Origin of the sequence: Microcoleus sp. M2_D5 (assembly GCF_036701935.1) — a bacterium.
Lineage (GTDB): Bacteria > Cyanobacteriota > Cyanobacteriia > Cyanobacteriales > Microcoleaceae > Microcoleus.
Map to the genome: position 1 here is coordinate 52,780 of NZ_JAUBRP010000023.1, position 15,272 is coordinate 68,051.

The window sequence follows — 15,272 nt, forward strand, 5'->3', positions numbered from 1 at the left end:
GTTGTCAGTTTTCCTGGTTTGTAGTAAGGACTTTCGTCCTTGCTAGCACAGCCTTTTGGGGACTTTAGTCCTTACTACAAACTGTTTTAATTCTTAATCTTTAATTCTCCCACAGGTGCGGTGGTAGAAACCATCGCTGCCATTAATTGTTGGGGAACAACTTTAAAAGGCAGTCGGTGGATGTCGGAATTGGGATTGCAGGCTATGTCGGCGGCGCGCTGCAATTCTGCTATGGTAATGTCTCCGAGTCCCAGACTATCTAAAGTTTGGGGTAATCCTATCTCGGCGTAGAATTTTAGCAGTTGCTGTCTGGCGCTAGCGGCGAGTTGATTGTTTTGCAGCATTTCTTCCAGCCGCAGTTGCACTAAAATGCCGTAGGCGACTTTTTCGCCGTGCAATGTGCCGTGACTTGCTAATAGATGAGTTAGGCCGTTGTGGACGGCGTGGGCGGCGACGGTGCGGCATTGGGCGCCGCCAATTCCGCCGATTACTCCTGCTAGCAATACGGCTGCATCTGTGACTTCTTGCCAGGTTTCGCTACCGGGTTCTTTGAGGGCGGCGGCTGATTTTTGGAATAATATATCGCGCAGTATTCTAGCTTGTTGGACGGCGGAAATTATCAGGGTTTGTTCGGAGTGTCCGCTGCTGACTGATGCTTCGTACCATTTGGCGATCGCATCTCCAATTCCTGCTACTAATGTCCGCTGCGGTGCGGTTTGAATTAAGCCGTAGTCGAGTATTAATAAGTCGGGACATCTGGCTAATGTGACATCGTATTGGAATGCACCTTGTTCTGAATAAATGTTAGAAAGGGCTGTCCAAGCCGCACAGGTGGCTGCTGATGTCGGTATTGTGACGATCGCAATTTTGCACTGATGGGCGACGAGTTTGGCTGCGTCTAAGGCTTTGCCGCCGCCGACACCGATGATGAAATCGGCTTCATGGGTTTGGGCTGCTTCGCGCAGGGTTTCGAGGCTGGTTTCGCTGCAATCCTTGCCGTATGCTGTTTCGGCGGATTTTAACTGCTGCTGTTCGAGGATTGGTTGCAGGTAGGGTTGGGCGGCGGCGAGGGAGTTGCTGCCGCCGACGATTAGCGGCCGCTTTCCGAAACGGGCGATCGCATCTCCGGCTTGTGCGATCGCCGATCGACCTCGCAATACACAGGCGGGAGCAATTGTCAAGGAATAAATTGCAGTTGGGGTGGCGGTTTTAGTGCTTTGGGTTTGAGTCATCGAACCACTGGATAAGTGACGAGAAGGTTGACGCTTTGCAGGATTGCTGGATTTTCTAGGATAACTCTAACCCATGTTGGGCGACATGGTAACTTTTGTAAAGTTTTTATTAAGTATTGTGCGGGTTGGGGGATGGGAGAACCCAGTTGAGGGGCGATCGCTATGATAAATTTAGGAATATAGGCAATTTAAAGGATAGGGCAATGCTGACTAAACAAGATTGGGACTGGTTAGCAGTGTGTTCTCATTATCAAACGGCTGTCACAGTCCAGACACTTCTCAAAGAAGGAAAATCTATGGAAGCAACGGCAGGTTTAGAATCTTTAATTGAAGCAATGGGAAGAACCGAAAAACGAGCATTAAAAAGCCAGTTAATTCGTTTAATGCTTCATATTATTAAATGGAAAAATCAACCTGAAAAACGAACAGCTAGCTGGGCTATTAGCATTCGTTCGGCGCGGCGAGAGATTGAAGAAAGTCAAGAAGAAATGCCTAGTTTAAATCGTGATTTTATTGAGTCTATCTGGGATAAATGTTTTCAAGTTGCGCTGAAAGATGCCGAGGATGAAATGGGTAAAAAATGTCAATTAACCTCACTTGCTTGGTCTGAAGTTTTTGAGGATGAATATAGTTTTGAGAGTTTTTGAATTTTGTTATCCTCCCAGTCTTCGCCATCGAGTGCCGAAAACTCGGTTAATTCAGGATAATTAATAAAATCTTCGGCTGTAGCAGGTATAAATGGTGCTAGTATTTTATGGCGTTCTGCTATTGGCAAACTAGCAATCTCTCTAATTGATAGCTTGAGAGTAGGTTCGGTTATTGACGAACTCTTAGACTCAGAACTTTCGCTAGATAACTGCTTTTTCTGTTCCGCTTTTTGCACGAGAAATTGTGCAAACTCGAGCACTTCTTGTTGTTTCTCCGTTGGCAACAGTCGCAGATTTTCTAACACTGCTTGCTCAAAATTAATTGTTTCTGACATCTCAATTACCTTCCCTAAGTGTTTATCGGTTTATTCTCACGCCGTCAAGTTTTGTAGTTCCCTGTTTGCCAATCCCGCCATAATTTTCATCTTGCCCTCTTACTTCACCCATCACACCGCCAAATCTTGATACTCCCATCATTACTGCCACTAACCAAAGTGTTTCCATCCGGGCTAAAACTGACCGAATTAACCTTGTTTGAATGCCCTGTGAGAGTGCGATTTTCCTGTCCGGTTTTCAGATTCCAAAGCTTGATAGTATTGTCATTACTTCCACTTGCAATAATTGGTCCCTCCGGGCTGATGGCAAGGGAAAAAACCCCGTGTGAATGCCCTGTTAGAGTGCAAATTTCCTGTGTGGTCTTCAGATTCCAAAGTTTGATAGTCTTGTCTCCACTACCACTAGCAAGAATTTGTCCATCCGGGCTGAAGGCGACAGAATAAACTGACTCTGAATGCCCAGTAAAAGTGCAAATTTCCTGTCTGGTTTTCAGACTCCACAGTTTTATAGTTTTGTCCCAACTGCCACTAGCAATATTTTCTCCATCCGGGCTGATAGCGACAGACATAACCAGGTTTGAATGTCCAGTGAGAGTGCGGATTTCCTGTTTGGTTTTCAGATTCCACAGTCGGATAGTATGGTCACCACTGCCGCTAACAAGAGTTTCTCCGTCTGGACTAAAAGCAAGAGACCGAATTAAACCTGAGTGACCCTTGAGAGTGCTAATCTCTTGTCCAGTTTCCAGATTCCACAGCTTAATTTGTTGGTCAGAACTTCCACTAGCTAAAATTTTTCCATGAGGGCTAATGGCAACGCAATAAACCGCACCTGAATCCGCAGAAAAAGTACGAATCAGCTCTCCTGTATGGAGATTCCAAAGTTTGCTACAATTTCCACTGCTGTTACTAGCAAAAGTCTTGCCATCTGGACTAATAACTACGCAATCAACAGATGACATAGCTACGCCATTAAGAGTTTTTACACATTTGAAGGAGTAAGCTTTTCTAATGGTTTTTTCTTGTATTTGTTGTTGGCGTTGAGCTTCAGCTTTGGCAGCTTCTTCTATTTGTTGTTGGCGTTGAGCTTCAGCTTTGGCAGCGTCTTGAGATTGACGTTCAGTCTCTACTTGCTCCATCAGCTTTTTCAACTCCTGTTCATACAGTTCTCGCTGTCGCCCCTGAATATCCTGAAGAATATCAAAATAAGGTTTCACCCATTCTTCTGCCAACCCATTTTGAGCCAATTCATCCTTTAACTTAAATAATAAAGGTTCATAGCCAGGGTCAATATTGAGATAATACAAATCTGCTAAAAATCCCGCCAGCAATTTGTGAATCGCTACAATCAACTGCCGAATCATGCGGAGGGCTTTTTTCTCACTTACCCCAGATGCTAAAAGTCCATCTTTTGCCTCTTCCCAGTCAAAAACTTTGGTAGAAAACAGGGATACTTCCTGATTATTCAGGAATCCCCAAAAGCCGACTCGAAAAGTTACGGCATAGTCGCTGATATCGCTATATAAAATTGTAGTAGGAACCGGAGATAAAATTCGCTGCAAGCGTTCCACATCAATATCACCAATCGACTCAGTGAAATAGTCGCTATAAAACTTAACTGGGCGTAAGACATCCTGTTGAGGATAATGCTGTCTGAGAAAATCTCCCACACTTCTCATCTCAATTGGCAAATCTTCACAGAAGGTTTCCGGGCATCGCTTGCTAATTTTGGGCGGTGATAGTAAGATTAAGAGGCGATGTTGCTGCTGAAGTAAAATCTGTTTAGTTTCCTCTCGATTCAACTTAGAGAACCAAGTATCTTTATCCCAAATCGTTTGAATTTCAGCCAGCTTGACCTGAATATCTTTTGCTTGCAATTCCCGCATCAAATCCCGCTGCAAGGCTGCCAGCTTCACTCTATCCTGCTGTTCCTGTTCCTGCAACTCAATGCGACGCGCTGTTTGTGCTATTGTTAGCTTTAACAATTCCCGATCTCTGGTATCTTTCGCCTTCGCGTATTCCAGCATTTCTTGAGAATAACGCTGTTTTGCTCGCTCTATCTCAGTCGAATCAGATGAGTTATTGGAAGCGGGAATCAGAATATCTCGGTACTTTTGAGAGTTATTGCCGAAGGCTTCTCCTAGTTTGTAGCCGATATTTCTGGCGATGGGTGAAAGCACTGCTGAGATGTAGGGAGCGATAGCGGCGATGATTGTTGGAAGCATAAATCTGGGTGAGGATGCGGTTATTAATAGTGTAGCAGGATGTTAGGAGGTATAATTCGGATGGTTGCCAGATATTCTGCACTTGTTGCTTTTTAGATTTAATTTCATCATTGATAGTCCTAGAGGCAGAAACCGGGTTTTTACGGAAATACTGCATTTGACGCTTGAATACTCGTGAAAAACCCGGTTTCTTTGATATTTATCCGTCCCCGACTAATTAAACTACCTCTAAACGTGCGATAATCTAAAATCTAAAATCTAAAATCTAAAATCGAATGACTGAACAGCCAACCGCCACCTATCGCACCGAAAGCGACTCGATGGGAGACAAACAAATCCCATCTAATGTCTATTATGGCATCCAAACTCTAAGGGCTCTTGAAAATTTCCCGATTAGCGGCATTAAGCCTTTATCAACATACGTTGATGCTTGCATTTTAATTAAAAAAGCAACGGCGATCGCCAATGGCGAACTCGGCTGCATTCCCCAAGACATTAGTCAAGCAATTATCCAAGCAGCAGATGAAATCCTAGCTGGCAAATTGCGCGACCAATTTGTAGTTGATGTCTACCAAGCCGGGGCTGGAACTTCTCATCACATGAATGTTAATGAAGTTCTTTCAAATCGCGCTTTGGAAATTATGGGCGAGGAAAAAGGCAACTACAAGCGCGTCAGTCCTAACGATCATGTAAACTACGGTCAATCGACAAATGATGTGATTCCGACGGCGATTCGGCTCGGCGGATTGTTGGCATTAGAAAAAACTCTGTTTCCGGCTTTGTCGGAGGCCGTAGTCGCCCTAGAAAACAAAGCCGAAGAATTTAAAGATATTGTTAAATCCGGCCGCACTCACCTACAAGATGCCGTACCGGTTCGACTCGGCGACACCTTCGGCGCTTGGGCGCAAATTCTGAAAGAACATACCTTGAGAATTGACAGGGCATCCGATGATTTGACATCCCTGGGATTGGGGGGAAGTGCGGCAGGAACAGGGTTAAACACTCACCCTGAATACTGTCAAAAAGTTGCTGAAATTCTCTCCGAATTAATCGACCAACCCCTGAAACCAGCAAAGCATTTAATGGCTGCTATGCAGAGTATGGCACCATTTGTAAATGTCTCCGGTGCACTGCGAAATCTCGCTCAGGATTGCGTTAAAATATCCCATGACTTGCGTTTGATGGACTCAGGCCCGAAAACGGGTTTGAAAGAAATTCAACTGCCTCCTGTGCAACCTGGTTCGTCAATTATGCCGGGAAAATACAATCCTGTGATGGCAGAAATGACATCGATGGTTTGTTTTCAAGTTATGGGTTACGATAGCGCGATCGCCCTTGCCGCCCAAGCAGGACAATTAGAATTGAACGTGATGATGCCCCTGATTGCCTACAATCTCATTCACAGCATCGAAATTTTGGGCAATACCATCAGCGCTTTGACTGCACAATGCCTCGCCAAAATTGAAGCTAAGGGCGATCGGTGTCTCGCTTACGCAGAAGGCAGTCTTGCCCTCGTTACGGCCCTCAACACTCACATCGGCTATCTCAACGCCGCCGCCGTCGCCAAAGAATCTCTAGAAACGGGCAAATCTTTGCGGCAAATTGTGCTAGAACGGGGTTTAATGAATGCAGAAGACTTGGCAAAAGTTCTAGATTTAGAGAAAATGAGTGCGAGGCCAACATCTTCTGCTAACGTATAGGCGATCGCAGGAATCAGCTAGAAACTAGAAGGCTGAACTCGATTTAATTCTGCCTTCTGCCTTCTGAGTTCTGCTTAATTGCTGTCACAGGTTAAAGTTAAACTATTCAGAATTCATTTTTTTACATTTAATTCTGAATTTTTTTTATAGTCTAAAGTTGGGGAGAAAGATTTATGCGCGCTGGTTCTTTTGCCAAATTAACTCAAGATAAAGAGAACACAACTCAAGTGACATTTCATTATGTGGAAGGTCAGGCTGAAACTTTTACTATTCCGATGCCTGCACAAGAACTGCAAGAAGAACTGCTGAATTTGTTAAATCAACCTTGGTTGACTTTCCATTTAGCCGATCAAACGGTTTTTATCTGCACAGCCAGGGTGGTAAAAGTAGAAGTAAAACCTGCTATCCCTGAACTGCAAGGCCAAGGAATATTCTCTAACTCACTGCGAGTTAGTACCATGCAGCGGGCTGCTGTTGGTAGATTGCCGATGAATAGTTAGGGTTCATTGGTATTGAGATGATTCTTGATAACGCAGGCGCATATCACCCTGGTTAGGGTGTTCCGTGCCTGCGTTACCTTGAGATTAAGCCCAAGTGCATTTAAATTGTCTAGTCAAATTTAATAAAAGTCTGGTGGGGAGTAGGGGTTGGGCACTCTTAGCCCGCCAAAAAAATACAATTTAGATGCCCAACAGCTTAGACATATTGTCAAATAATTTTATGATATAATGAAACATTTTGCTTGAGTTGATTGAATCTCAAATCGTAACTTATTTTCACTCTTGTCTTGCCACAGACAGGATAAGATGCTAGAAAGTTCTGTTGTTATTACACAATAAGTAAATCACGAAAAATCAATCTTATATAAATTTGAAATCTTGTCAATTTCAACGTTGATTTGGTATCAACCTTCAAACTCTCAAAGCAATAGTTAACGCCAAGGGTGAACTTTGCTGTATAAAATAATAAAGACAGAAGAGGACTTCGCACCATCCTCATACCATTTCTCTAAAATCATGCAACAGTAGTTAGTGCTGATTCAATGTAATCCCATCGGGTTATAGATGCTATTGTTCAAAGTGAAAATTTTTCAATAAAAGCGCGGACTTTTTCTTTTATTTCGTCTAAATTGTCATAAATTTCCCAGCTAAATTCTTGTTTTATATGTTGCCATACTCTCTGGATAGGATTCAATTCTGGACTGTATGGTGGTTGAAAAATTAGTAAAATGTTGTCGGGATTTTTGAGGCTGCTAATATGATGAAACCTACCATTATCTAATTAAACAACATTTAATACCAATTAACTATGAAGTTGCACTTAATATAGCTTCAAGGATATAGTCCAAACCACATAGAGAGCAAACTTCTTCATTCGTGAGAGTTTTAATAATTGTATTTACCTGTTATTTGAGTTTATCTAAACTCGAATAATTTTCCCACTAGAGGTTTTTTTTGGTCTGCTCCCACAATCTTTCAATTGGATTTAATTCAGGACTATAGGCAGGTAAATATATTGGCATTACATGGTCAGTAGCGACGTTTATTTCGAGTTAACTTGCGTTTACTGTTCCACTTCATCAGAATATTGTTCGATATCGTTAACCCACTTTTCTCCATCTAAGGCAACACCAAATGTACTCCGTCTTCGATATCTTTTTTTATGTCCTTGACGCCGACATACATATTTTCCTACCTGCTTTTTCTGAAGTTCAGTACCTTTAAATATTGCCAAACTATAGGCTAGTGTCATGAGCAGAATTATGTTAATCAGTCGATTTTATTTTAAGCTAGTTCCTTCCAGATCGTAGCCTCCTGTTTTACAATCTCTAAACATTTCTTCAATGCCCATCCGTTGCTTGTAAGCATCGATAGCTGCCGATAAGGAACCTAAATCTGTGAGAATAAACCATGCTTCATCGACCTTCCATGCTCCCTAGTTTCTTTTCCACTTACAAGCAACATCAAATCCCGTGGGAGGCCCGTGTTTTTCTCACTCTTTTACCTTGAAAATATAAAGAGGTTCCACAGCATGATTCCTAATTCATCTAATCGCTGCCAAACTAAATGCTCTGTTTCGATACAATGATTCCTCTTCAGTCTTAAGCAAAAAGACACACCCTTTTCCTTGAGCCAGTTTCCCAAGTCAACCGAACTTGCATTCACGGTCTCCTAAAACCATAACTTTATATTCTGAAAATAACGGTAAAACTTGCTGTAGATTTGTAGTCTGTTCCTCGAAGTGGCTGCTCCCCAATTTGGGCAACAATGACCAGTCTAATGGAAGCGATCTTCGCTCCCAGATTAAGCTAACCATGAAAAGATTAATAGACCCCCATTGACCGATCTCGATGGCGATTGACAAGGTTTGACCGACAGAGCAATAAGTAGTCAACCAGTAAGTAATTAATGGAAACCAAATTAATTCGATTGTTAAATTCGGTAAATCCAAAAATCTTTGTAATTTCCGTCGCCAACTTTCGGCTGTAATTAGACAGGGAAATACTCGGGAGAGCCGCTCTAATCTCACTTGTTTTTCTGATTGCGTCAAGGATGGCAAAATTGTCATCACCAAAAACTGAGATGGCGTCAGGTATTTTTGTAAGTGAGTCTGGTAGAATCTTAGTATCATTATTTTTTTGGATAGGCAAGCGTGTCACAACTCTGCTGCCTATCTTTTTTTACCACAAGTAGGTTTAATCCTGACTAGCTATGGGTTTGGGGTGGGTTGTCACCCCCCGATAGCTCAAACAGCTCGCTTAGGCATCGACAGCAGCGTTGTATTTAGTGGCTGGCTGTCTCAGGGGGAGTGCGCCCTCAAAATGCAACAAGCTCATGCAATGGTTTTCCCCAGTGTGCGGGAATGCGGCCCGGCAGTGGTGATGGAGGCAATGGCAGTGGGCTGGCCCGTCATAGCAACGAACTGGGGCGGCCCGGCAGATTAGGAATGAGAATTAAATAACTTACAATGCGTGATGGTTCTTGTGGGATGGGCGTCCCGCCCGTCCAGAAAGGGCGGGCTATAAGCCCAACCCCTACTCCCCACTTTCAAGAGTGTAAATTATTTAATTCGCGATCCTTATCTGAATTCCACTTGCGGTATTTTAGTAGAACCCGCTTCCAGAGAAGGTGTTTGTCAAGGGACTGACAGATGCGATGCTAAAGCTGGCTCATTCACCAGAATTGCCGCTGAGTATGGGTTGTGCGGGACGGGAACGAGTCCGGCAGCATTTTGATTGGGAACGCAAAGTCGATAGAATACTTGAAATTTATCAACAAAAGATCGACGATTGTCCGAAGCATTAGGAAGCAGACCATTAAAGCATAAAGCAGCAGCTTTCAACCTGAAAGCTGCTGCTTGGGGGTGCTAAAAAAGTATGTGGCAGTCTAAAGACCCCCCTCTACATCCTAGCGATCTAAAAACGGGTTAACCCGTTTGTTTGGTTAACCCGCGAGCTTGGAAACATGCAGATCAATTAGTTTTGCACTACCAGCTTAACGTTGGCATTTTGCAAACCGCGCTGCTTGACTGCGGCCAAGGTCTTGTTGACTGCGTACTTCTGGTTGATGGAGTTGATTAACTCAGTTTGATTGTGCTTTTTGGCGACGCCCCAGAGGTCGGCAATCAGGTCAAAAGAACCGTCGCTATTGCGAGACCAACCCAGGTCATATTCGCCTTCGAGAATCGCCACGATGTCGGAGCGAACGCGCTGACCGTTATAGCCACGAACATCAGCTTCTGACTTGACTGAAATGCCCAAGTCGCGCAGCGAAGCTTTCAGGATTTCGGCATCGGTGATTTTGGTACGCAGTGTGCTAAAGTGAGACATTGGATTTCCTCCTAATACAACTGAGAGAGAAACAACAACGGTCTGGATTTAACGGTGCCGCTTGGCGGCTCTTGAATCGAACTGCTAGCTGTTGCTAGCCTTTGCTCCTGTTTGGACCAGGAGAAAGCTTTTAGAATTCCATTCGCTGGTATTCAGCGACGGAAGACGCAGCGGGCCGTGCACGCTGTCTAGCCCAATCTCGCAGGGCGGTGACCTGTTCGGTCATTGTTTTAGACAGTGGCATTGTGGATTTAATGGCCGCGATGATGTCTAGCTGCGTAAACTCTCGATCTTGAGCGAAGGCTTCGTACATGGCTGCTACTAGCGCTTGCTCAATCTCTGCACCTGAAAAGCCGTCGGAAACATTGGAAAGTTGCTCTAAATCGAAGCGAGTAATTTCCCGACGCCGCTTTGACAGGTGAATCTTAAATATATCTTGGCGTTCTTCTTTGGTAGGCAGATCGACAAAGAAGAGTTCGTCGAATCGGCCTTTCCTCAAGAATTCTCCCGGCAACCGCTCGATTCGGTTGGCTGTTGCCATTACGAAGACTGGGGAAGTCTTTTCTTGCATCCAAGTGAGGAAGGAACCGAAAATCCGGCTGGAGGTGCCTCCGTCTGAGTCAGCCGAACCAGTGCCTCCTGCAAAGGCTTTGTCTAGTTCGTCGATGAAGAGGATGGCTGGAGAGATGGATTCTGCGGTTTTGAGGGCATTGCGGAGGTTGGCTTCCGATCGACCCACCATCGAGCCGTCGTAGACTCTACCCATATCTAGCCTCAGCAGGGGCAGTCCCCAGAGGCGGGAGGTGGTCTTGGCAATCAGCGATTTTCCGCATCCCGGTACGCCGAGAATTAACATCCCTTTCGGTTGGGGCAGGCCGTATTCTCTCGCCCTTTCTGTAAAGGCGTTGGAACGCTGTCTCAGCCACCGCTTCAGCTCTTCTAAACCGCCGACTGCATCCAGGGTTTCGTCTTCTTCAATGAACTCTAGAATGCCGTTGCGCCGAATTAATTGCTTTTTCTCCGAAAGAACTATGTCTACTTCTTCTTCTGTGAGGCGCCCAGTCGAAACTTGGGCTTTGCGATAAACTTTTTCAGCTTCGTCCTTAGTCAATCCCAAGGCTGCTTTTAAAAGTTTTTCTCGCCCTTCTGTGGTAATGCGTCGCGATTTCGTTTGCTCCAACTGACCAGACAATACTTGGTTTAGTTCTTTCATGTCTGGCAACGCGAAGTCTAATACCACTACTTCCTTTTCTAGCTCGATCGGAATTTGCTGCAAAGGAGACATCAGTATAATTGTCTTTTGCGTTCCTTTGAAGTTGGCGATCGCATCTCGCAACCACCTCGTTACCGGAGGAGAATCTATAAAAGGATGCAAATCTTTGAAAATGTAGATGCTAGCGTTACTGTTGGGTTCTCGCTGCCTGATCACCCATTCAATTGCTGCCTCTGGCGAGACGGTGTTGTGTTGGGTGGTGGTGCGGGGTTGACCGTACTCCACAATGCCGTGAGTTACAGTCCAGATAAATACTCGTCGCTGTGGTTTGGCTTGAGCTATTGTCGAAATTGCTTGCTCACACCGCTCTTCCTCGGATGTCACGAGGTAGATCAGAGGATATTGAGCTTGGATTAGAATACTGATCTCTTCTTGCATAGTCCTCGACCCACTAGAGACGGTGCTATCTTTGCTGAATCTCCATGCTGCCCTTGGCCCTCTTACTGAAAATTTCAGTTTTAGCTTTTTGGGGAAGCAAGGCATTCTTAGCAGGGAACCAATTCTTCCTCTCCCGGTTTGGCCGTGCTGGCGCTGACGCCCGACACCTGCTTGACTGGAAGATCCTGCTCAGCCAATACGCTCGGCTGACTTGTTACGGATGCCAGTTCTCCATCTCGCATTACTAACGAACCCGTGCATTCTGGACAGTTGTATACCCGATGGGTTTGTCCGTAGGAGGCTTCTACTTCGTCAACCAGTTCGGGATTTCCTAGGTAGAAGACAATTGCCCTTTCTGCAATTGATGACATCGGTTCAGTTTCGACTGCGGCTCGGATTTTGAGCTGGCGATGCAGTTCTGGTGGAAGATACAATGTAACTTTTTGCTTTTCTTGCATAGGACAGTGAATTGACTTACCCGGGTATGTATATCAGATTAGTCGCTTAATTCTTTGCTGTCAAGCCTCTATGCTGCTTTAGCGTCATTTTTTAATATTTCGTTACATTTTCGATAAATCTGGGGCCGTTAACAACGAAAAAACTAGGGATGTAGCTGATGAGGCCGAGGTGCAGCGGCAGGTATGGGTAGCGTCAAGGACGATCGACCAACTATAAATATGAAGAATATATATATAGGAGTAGGGCCAACAAATTCTTTGAGTCGCCATCTGGCGTAAGGTGCGCCATCAGCGCCCAGCCCGCTCATGAGTGCGCCGTCATTACTGACAAGTTAAGCTAAAACCCACATTCCGCAGATGTGATGATCTTACTGGTATTTTTCAAAAATCAAAACCATCAAACTTTTTTTAGTCTAACTGTTTTTACTTGAATTTATATTTTTTATGAAAATTAGTAGACAATACCTAAAGTTGAATACCATTTTTTTTTAATAAATTGCGGTTCTTCCTTACTTGGTATGCCAAACTAACAATTAAAGTGCCAAGTAAGCAAACATATATTTTTGTAATTTTTAAAATTACTCAAGCCATAGGCAGAACGTTTTCTTCAATTAAGGTTGTTGTTAATACCTTAAACAATACCACTTTTTGTCCTATTATCAAAGTAAGTAATTATCTCGTCAAACCAATTAGTGATAGTCTTAACAGTATCTGAAAAATATTGTTTAGTTCTTTTCTGGCAGATACCAAATTTCAACAATGCCATCAACCAATTTGTTTTTAGATTTCAAATATTTGTGGAATTTCTTTTTGTAATTTAAACATTTCTGCAAGAGCGGGACACAGTTTTTTAACATCCATTAATTAGATCCTTTGCTTTTTCTTAAAATTCTGTTCCTTCTTTAATAAGAAATATTTACTCTAGCAATTCTCAATCATTATCAAGACTATGATACAATTAATTATATGCAATACTTCATTGTGACAACAAAAACATGAATAACTTACAACTGCCACAAAAAGATAGGAAAAAAGAAATATATTCTTTATAATCTTTCATTAAAAGTGATATCGATGTCAGAGAACTCAAACGAGCAATAGCTGCAAGGATGGCTATCTCAGGTAATATCTACCATGAAATTAGTAAAATTTTGGGTGTAAGTAAGTTTTTTATTGGTTATTGGAAAAAGCAATTTAAAACTAAAGGCATCGACGGACTCAAACTAGGACAGAAAGGGTCAAAAGGGTATTTAACGGCTCGACCAAATACTGAAGTAATCGAGTGGCTAAAGAATAAAGAATCTGGTAATTTAGATGAACTGGTTACTTATTTAGAGCTAAAATTTGGTGTGATATAAATCCAAACAGAGTTACTATGAAGTTTTCGCTATGGCGAAAATTAGTTGAAAAAAAACTCAAAAAACTCATCCTAAATTTGAGTTGTAAAGCTTTTTCATTATTCATAATAGACGTTATCATCGGCTTCTATTGCTACCCATTTTTCTGTACCGGGTCTGGACATTTATAATCGCTATCAATCTAATATATTTGAGCAAAATTTATTTACTTTTTTCTATTCTTGGGTCGTTCAAGTTGGCAAATTTTTCTAAAAGACTGGCATTTAAAATATTCCTTGAAGGCAATGAATATGTTGTTTTTTGGTGGCAGGGCCTTAACCCTGGGGTAAACCCAGGGTTAAGGCTGTAAATTTCCCTCAATTTTTTGTTGCTTGAAAATCTTTTGAAAAGAGCTTTTACGGCTGACAAATATTTGTGCTTTTTTTCTGCTCTGCAGCTTATGCTCGCTTATTAGCTGGTACTATGAAAGGATCGCAAATTTAGTGAGTATGCTTTCATTGGTATATTATTTTTAGTCGAGTCTATTGTACCTCATAACATCTGGAAGTGGTGTAATGCTGATTTTACCGGACACGACTTGATTAACTGGACTTGATATGGACGGAAATCGCTCAACTCAGAAATAGAAAAAATTTTCTATTTCAAAGTCTTTAAATTCTGCTTGTGGGGTTTTGTTTCTAGCTCGCCTAAAATATGCAACTTATATGGCGATTAGGTAATTGGTTTGTGTTAATATGCTAAAATATCAAACAACCACGCGGTAATAATTAGGTGGACAAACTTCAGACAGATATAGAAGCAATTTACTCTAAAATTGAGGAATTGCGCCTGGAACGCCAGCAGCTTAGTATTGCCAATGTTGTCCCATCGGGTAATTCGCCCCAAGCGATCGCCGATGCTTATCGGCGTCACGCCCTGGAAACAGCACAAGTGTCGGCAGAAGTCAAGGGTATAGATGACGCGATCGCGGCTCTGTCTGCTCAACTGAGTCAGAAACAACAGCAGTCGGTAAAGTTGCAAAGAATCACTCCGATCGAGGAGCAAGTTGAAGAAGGAAGATTACTAGCTCAGGGACACGCGGAACGGATTAATGAACTGGCGGCGGAACTGGCGGCGGAAGTGAAGGGACTCAAAGCCATCGCCGACCAAATTAGTCCCAGCTACTGGCAAGTTTATTACAAGCCTTTTATTACTGGTTTTAAGAGTATTTCTGTTCCCTACGTGCGATCGGACGGGGATGTTTGGACTATTGTCAATCGAGTAGTTTAGAGAGGCTGCGGGAGCAGAAATAATCAGCGCTGAAGACAATTTTTTTTTCCTGTCCCTACTCCTCCACGTCAACCTCGGAGCAGTTGCTTAATAGTCCCGACCAATTCTTGAGGGTGAAATGGCTTGGCGATGTAAGCGTCGGCTCCTTGTTTCATTCCCCAATAGCGATCGAACTCTTCGCTTTTGCTCGAACACATTACGACCGGCAAATTTTGGGTTTTAGGGTCGCTTTTGAGCCGGCGACAGACTTCGTAGCCGTTCATCCGGGGCATCACGATATCCAGAACGACTAAATCTGGGCGGTTAGCCTTAATTTGCTCTAGAGCTTCTACGCCATCACTCGCTACCGTGACGTTTAGTCCTCTACCTTTGAGCAAGTCGGCGATCATCTCCCGCAGAGTGACGCTATCATCAACAACCATAACTGTACTCATAGAATAATCCCTACCAAGTTTCTGGGTTGAAACGTTCTCATTAACGTTTACACTAACGTTCACCTTCAAAGGTGTCTTTTCCTGATTGAGATTGCGCTCTGCTAAATGTAGTTTACCCACTTTAGCTGATTTCTCAA

Annotated in this window: 16 protein-coding genes and 1 pseudogene; 7 read left to right on the forward strand and 10 right to left on the reverse strand. The window is 43.3% G+C overall.

The window, feature by feature from the left end; genetic code table 11:
- Nucleotides 1-86: 86 nt before the first annotated feature.
- On the reverse strand, nucleotides 87-1,232 hold the full coding sequence (locus QUA50_RS12420) for an iron-containing alcohol dehydrogenase family protein (RefSeq protein WP_333264604.1): 1,146 nt from the start codon (nucleotides 1,230-1,232) through the stop codon (nucleotides 87-89).
- A gap of 203 nt (nucleotides 1,233-1,435) precedes the next feature.
- Between QUA50_RS12420 and QUA50_RS12425 the strand changes: the two genes are divergently transcribed.
- Nucleotides 1,436-1,879, forward strand: a complete 444-nt coding sequence (locus QUA50_RS12425) for a DUF29 domain-containing protein (RefSeq protein ID WP_333264603.1) — start codon at nucleotides 1,436-1,438, stop codon at nucleotides 1,877-1,879.
- Here the strand turns inward: QUA50_RS12425 and QUA50_RS12430 are convergent.
- Together QUA50_RS12430 and QUA50_RS12435 are read right to left on the reverse strand one after the other, a co-directional pair.
- Nucleotides 1,816-2,214: a hypothetical protein gene (locus QUA50_RS12430; RefSeq protein WP_333264602.1), complete on the reverse strand. Its 399-nt coding sequence runs from the start codon at nucleotides 2,212-2,214 to the stop codon at nucleotides 1,816-1,818. The two genes, QUA50_RS12425 and QUA50_RS12430, sit on opposite strands and share 64 nt — an antisense overlap.
- A 104-nt stretch (nucleotides 2,215-2,318) precedes the next feature.
- Entirely contained in the window at nucleotides 2,319-4,436 is a 2,118-nt protein-coding gene (locus QUA50_RS12435) for a serine/threonine protein kinase (protein WP_333264601.1), read from the reverse strand.
- A 275-nt stretch (nucleotides 4,437-4,711) separates the two neighbouring features.
- Between QUA50_RS12435 and QUA50_RS12440 the strand changes: the two genes are divergently transcribed.
- Entirely contained in the window at nucleotides 4,712-6,136 is a 1,425-nt protein-coding gene (locus tag QUA50_RS12440; protein WP_333264600.1) for an aspartate ammonia-lyase, read from the forward strand.
- Nucleotides 6,137-6,309: 173 nt separating this feature from the next.
- Complete coding sequence (locus tag QUA50_RS12445) at nucleotides 6,310-6,636, forward strand: hypothetical protein (RefSeq protein ID WP_333264599.1); 327 nt, start codon at nucleotides 6,310-6,312, stop codon at nucleotides 6,634-6,636.
- A gap of 574 nt (nucleotides 6,637-7,210) precedes the next feature.
- Here the strand turns inward: QUA50_RS12445 and QUA50_RS12450 are convergent.
- The 3 genes and pseudogenes from QUA50_RS12450 to QUA50_RS12455 all read right to left on the reverse strand — a co-directional run.
- A pseudogene (locus QUA50_RS12450) lies at nucleotides 7,211-7,405 on the reverse strand (transposase); the annotation flags it as partial.
- A 172-nt stretch (nucleotides 7,406-7,577) separates the two neighbouring features.
- Nucleotides 7,578-7,658: a transposase gene (locus tag QUA50_RS29270; protein ID WP_445243161.1), complete on the reverse strand. Its 81-nt coding sequence runs from the start codon at nucleotides 7,656-7,658 to the stop codon at nucleotides 7,578-7,580.
- A gap of 41 nt (nucleotides 7,659-7,699) precedes the next feature.
- Nucleotides 7,700-7,888 (reverse strand): hypothetical protein, encoded by a 189-nt coding sequence (locus QUA50_RS12455; protein ID WP_333264598.1) that lies wholly within the window; start codon nucleotides 7,886-7,888, stop codon nucleotides 7,700-7,702.
- A gap of 886 nt (nucleotides 7,889-8,774) precedes the next feature.
- Here QUA50_RS12455 and QUA50_RS12460 point away from each other — a divergent pair.
- The gene (locus QUA50_RS12460) at nucleotides 8,775-9,080 is read left to right on the forward strand and encodes a glycosyltransferase (protein WP_333298699.1); all 306 of its coding nucleotides are present in this window, start codon (nucleotides 8,775-8,777) and stop codon (nucleotides 9,078-9,080) included.
- Between the two features lie 184 nt (nucleotides 9,081-9,264).
- Nucleotides 9,265-9,441 carry a hypothetical protein gene (locus tag QUA50_RS12465; RefSeq protein WP_333264596.1) on the forward strand — a complete coding sequence of 59 codons (177 nt, stop codon included), beginning with the start codon at nucleotides 9,265-9,267 and terminating at the stop codon, nucleotides 9,439-9,441.
- A 170-nt stretch (nucleotides 9,442-9,611) separates the two neighbouring features.
- On the opposite strand, the gene QUA50_RS12470 is transcribed toward QUA50_RS12465, so the two are convergent.
- From QUA50_RS12470 to QUA50_RS12480, 3 genes are all read right to left on the reverse strand, one after another.
- The gene (locus QUA50_RS12470; RefSeq protein WP_006635781.1) at nucleotides 9,612-9,965 is read right to left on the reverse strand and encodes a DUF1257 domain-containing protein; all 354 of its coding nucleotides are present in this window, start codon (nucleotides 9,963-9,965) and stop codon (nucleotides 9,612-9,614) included.
- Nucleotides 9,966-10,095: 130 nt separating this feature from the next.
- Nucleotides 10,096-11,616: a stress-responsive protein Ycf46 gene (ycf46, locus tag QUA50_RS12475; RefSeq protein ID WP_333174564.1), complete on the reverse strand. Its 1,521-nt coding sequence runs from the start codon at nucleotides 11,614-11,616 to the stop codon at nucleotides 10,096-10,098.
- Nucleotides 11,617-11,723: 107 nt separating this feature from the next.
- Nucleotides 11,724-12,074 (reverse strand): hypothetical protein, encoded by a 351-nt coding sequence (locus tag QUA50_RS12480; protein WP_333264595.1) that lies wholly within the window; start codon nucleotides 12,072-12,074, stop codon nucleotides 11,724-11,726.
- Nucleotides 12,075-13,144: 1,070 nt separating this feature from the next.
- On the opposite strand from QUA50_RS12480, the gene QUA50_RS12485 reads away from it, so the two are divergent.
- Together QUA50_RS12485 and QUA50_RS12490 are read left to right on the forward strand one after the other, a co-directional pair.
- The gene (locus tag QUA50_RS12485; RefSeq protein ID WP_333299376.1) at nucleotides 13,145-13,432 is read left to right on the forward strand and encodes a helix-turn-helix domain-containing protein; all 288 of its coding nucleotides are present in this window, start codon (nucleotides 13,145-13,147) and stop codon (nucleotides 13,430-13,432) included.
- 771 nt (nucleotides 13,433-14,203) lie between these two features.
- Nucleotides 14,204-14,701, forward strand: coding sequence for a hypothetical protein (locus QUA50_RS12490; RefSeq protein WP_333264594.1), 498 nt, complete (start codon nucleotides 14,204-14,206; stop codon nucleotides 14,699-14,701).
- Nucleotides 14,702-14,769: 68 nt separating this feature from the next.
- Here QUA50_RS12490 and QUA50_RS12495 read toward each other — a convergent pair whose 3' ends face one another.
- Nucleotides 14,770-15,135 (reverse strand): response regulator transcription factor, encoded by a 366-nt coding sequence (locus QUA50_RS12495; RefSeq protein ID WP_039886668.1) that lies wholly within the window; start codon nucleotides 15,133-15,135, stop codon nucleotides 14,770-14,772.
- Between the last annotated feature and the right edge of the window lie 137 nt (nucleotides 15,136-15,272).

What these genes read in the sequence shown, in the direction of transcription:
- QUA50_RS12435 (WP_333264601.1), bottom strand. Translation starts at nt 4,436, where the DNA reads ATGCTTCCAACAATCATCGCCGCTATCGCTCCCTACATCTCAGCAGTG.
- QUA50_RS12480 (WP_333264595.1), bottom strand. Translation starts at nt 12,074, where the DNA reads ATGCAAGAAAAGCAAAAAGTTACATTGTATCTTCCACCAGAACTGCAT.
- QUA50_RS12425 (WP_333264603.1), top strand. Translation starts at nt 1,436, where the DNA reads ATGCTGACTAAACAAGATTGGGACTGGTTAGCAGTGTGTTCTCATTAT.
- QUA50_RS12445 (WP_333264599.1), top strand. Translation starts at nt 6,310, where the DNA reads ATGCGCGCTGGTTCTTTTGCCAAATTAACTCAAGATAAAGAGAACACA.
- QUA50_RS12420 (WP_333264604.1), bottom strand. Translation starts at nt 1,232, where the DNA reads ATGACTCAAACCCAAAGCACTAAAACCGCCACCCCAACTGCAATTTAT.
- QUA50_RS12470 (WP_006635781.1), bottom strand. Translation starts at nt 9,965, where the DNA reads ATGTCTCACTTTAGCACACTGCGTACCAAAATCACCGATGCCGAAATC.
- QUA50_RS12440 (WP_333264600.1), top strand. Translation starts at nt 4,712, where the DNA reads ATGACTGAACAGCCAACCGCCACCTATCGCACCGAAAGCGACTCGATG.
- QUA50_RS12495 (WP_039886668.1), bottom strand. Translation starts at nt 15,135, where the DNA reads ATGAGTACAGTTATGGTTGTTGATGATAGCGTCACTCTGCGGGAGATG.
- QUA50_RS12430 (WP_333264602.1), bottom strand. Translation starts at nt 2,214, where the DNA reads ATGTCAGAAACAATTAATTTTGAGCAAGCAGTGTTAGAAAATCTGCGA.
- QUA50_RS29270 (WP_445243161.1), bottom strand. Translation starts at nt 7,658, where the DNA reads ATGCCAATATATTTACCTGCCTATAGTCCTGAATTAAATCCAATTGAA.
- ycf46 (WP_333174564.1), bottom strand. Translation starts at nt 11,616, where the DNA reads ATGCAAGAAGAGATCAGTATTCTAATCCAAGCTCAATATCCTCTGATC.
- QUA50_RS12455 (WP_333264598.1), bottom strand. Translation starts at nt 7,888, where the DNA reads ATGACACTAGCCTATAGTTTGGCAATATTTAAAGGTACTGAACTTCAG.